This is a genomic window from Gemmatimonadota bacterium (genome assembly GCA_009838645.1).
GTDB lineage: Bacteria > JAAXHH01 > JAAXHH01 > JAAXHH01 > JAAXHH01 > JAAXHH01.
The window spans coordinates 1-2,310 of sequence record VXRC01000022.1; the positions used below are offsets into that span (position 1 = coordinate 1).

Consider the following 2,310-nt stretch of genomic DNA (forward strand, 5'->3'; position numbering starts at 1 on the left):
TGGAAGTCAATCTCATGCAGCCCATCGCCATGGACCGGGAACTGCGCTTCGCCATACGCGAAGGCGGAAGAACCGTCGGCGCGGGCGTCGTCACCGAAGTCATCGAGTAGTACGGCAGGTATAGACAGGACCCCGGACGGAGCGGCCGAAGCGCCGCCCCCCGACTGGTCCGGATGAACTTGACATAGAAGACGCGCATAACCGCAGGCCGGCGACGCGAACTGAGCGGAAAACACGGTTCCGGCCTGCCTTTTTATGCGGTACGCACATGCGCGCAGGCACGCGAGGGAGTACGGCCCGGGCCGGCGCAACCGCACGAAGCAGGGATCATGTACGAACGAACGGTGGACTTTCTGAGGGAAGTGAGGACGGAGCTCTCCAAGGTGAGCTGGCCGAGCCGGAACGAACTGATCGGCTCGACGACCGTGGTCATAATCATCACGCTCATCCTGGCCGCCTTCACCGGCGTGATCGACTTCATCCTGTCCATCATACTGAGCCGTCTGCTCGGGGCCTGACGCGTAGCGACCCATGATGAGGTGATCAATGGACAAGCGCTGGTACGTGATTCATACCTACTCGGGTCACGAGAACAAGGTGAAGACCCACCTGGAGAAACTCAAGGTCCGGGAAGGGTTGGAAGAGAAGATCGGCGAGATCCTCATCCCTACCGAAGAAATCGTAGAGATGAAGCAGGGGAAGAAAACTTCTACCATACGGAAGCTTTTCCCGAGCTACGTCCTCGTGGAAATGGAGATGGACCGTGATTCCTGGCACCTGGTGACCAACGCGCCGGGCGTTACCCATTTCGTCGGGAGCGGGCCCCGGCCGCAGCCCCTGCGGGAGAGTGAGCTGAACCGCATACTGCACCGGGACGAGCCTTCCAAGGAAAAGGGAGAAGGCGTGGAGATCCCCTACCGGACCGGCGACCAGGTCAAGGTGACGGACGGACCGTTCACCGATTTTACCGGCGTGGTGGAAGCGATACATCCGGACCGGCAGAAGCTGAAGGTCATGGTGAGCATTTTCGGACGCGCGACCCCGGTGGAACTCGACTTCCTCCAGGTCTCGCACGTCACGTAGGAGGGTGCTTTGGCTAAGAAGATAACTACGGTGATCAAGCTCCAGGTACCGGCCGGGCAGGCGAATCCGGCGCCGCCGGTGGGATCGGCCCTCGGCCAGCACGGCGTCAATCCCATGGAGTTCTGCAAGGTCTTCAACGCGAAGACCAATGACCAGATGGGGCTGATTATACCGGTCGTGATCACGGTGTACGCCGACCGCAGTTTCTCCTTCATCACGAAGACGCCCCCGGCCGCGGTGCTGCTCAAGCGCGAGGCCGGCCTGGCGAAGGCTTCGGGCGAGCCCAACCGGGAGAAGGTAGGCAAGGTAACCCGGGACCAGGTGAGGCAGATCGCCGAACTCAAGAAGCCGGACCTGAACGCCGCGGATACGGAAGCGGCCATGCGCATGATCGAAGGCACGGCCCGCAGCATGGGCATAGAGGTGGAAGGCTAACCGAGGGAAGTCGCAAGGAGACGGGCCATGAAAAGAGGCAGACGCTACCTGGCCGCCAGGGAGAAGGTGGAAGCGGGGAAGGACTATCCCCTCGAGGACGCGTTGACGATCGTCAAGGAATCCTCGAAGACGAAATTCGACGAGACCGTCGATGTGGCCATGCGGCTGAACGTGGATCCCCGCCACGCGGACCAGATGGTTCGGGGCGCTATCGCGCTGCCCCACGGAACGGGAAAGGAAACCAGGGTACTCGTGCTGACCCGGGGCGAAGCGCAGAAGGACGCCCAGGAAGCCGGCGCGGACTACGTCGGCGCCGACGAGTACATCGAGCAGATCGAGAAGGGCTGGACCGATTTCGACGTCGTGATCGCCACGCCCGATATCATGCGTGACGTCGGCAAGCTGGGCCGCGTACTGGGTCCAAGGGGCCTCATGCCCAACCCGAAGAGCGGCACCGTGACCTTCGACGTCGGTCCCGCGGTCCGGGAAGTCAAGGCGGGCCGGATCGAATACCGCGTGGACCGCAACGGCAACCTGCACGGTCCCGTGGGAAAGGTGTCCTTCTCCGTGGAGCAGCTGACGGAGAACGCCTCGACGTTCATCGACGCGGTCATGCGGGCGAAGCCTGCATCCGCCAAAGGGCAATACATCAGGCGTCTTACCGTCTCCTCCGCCATGGGACCTGGCGTACAGGTCGACCGCCAGGCGGCGGCCCGCGAGGCGTAGACGACGCATCCACGGCCCGGAAGCCGTTGACGGCCCGGAAGCCGTTGACGGCCCGGAAGCCGTTGA

Annotated in this window: 5 protein-coding genes; all 5 read left to right on the forward strand. The window is 62.8% G+C overall.

Annotated elements, in window-relative coordinates:
• The coding region (locus tag F4Y38_06180; protein MXY48875.1) for an elongation factor Tu at window positions 1-110 on the forward strand (110 nt) is incomplete at its 5' end.
• 219 nt (window positions 111-329) lie between these two features.
• Window positions 330-518: a preprotein translocase subunit SecE gene (gene secE, locus F4Y38_06185; GenBank protein MXY48876.1), complete on the forward strand. Its 189-nt coding sequence runs from the start codon at window positions 330-332 to the stop codon at window positions 516-518.
• A 28-nt stretch (window positions 519-546) separates the two neighbouring features.
• Entirely contained in the window at window positions 547-1,083 is a 537-nt protein-coding gene (nusG, locus tag F4Y38_06190; protein ID MXY48877.1) for a transcription termination/antitermination factor NusG, read from the forward strand.
• A gap of 9 nt (window positions 1,084-1,092) precedes the next feature.
• A complete protein-coding gene (rplK, locus tag F4Y38_06195) occupies window positions 1,093-1,518 on the forward strand; it encodes a 50S ribosomal protein L11 (GenBank protein MXY48878.1) in 426 nt (141 codons plus the stop codon).
• 27 nt (window positions 1,519-1,545) lie between these two features.
• The gene (locus F4Y38_06200; protein ID MXY48879.1) at window positions 1,546-2,244 is read left to right on the forward strand and encodes a 50S ribosomal protein L1; all 699 of its coding nucleotides are present in this window, start codon (window positions 1,546-1,548) and stop codon (window positions 2,242-2,244) included.
• Window positions 2,245-2,310: the final 66 nt, after the last annotated feature.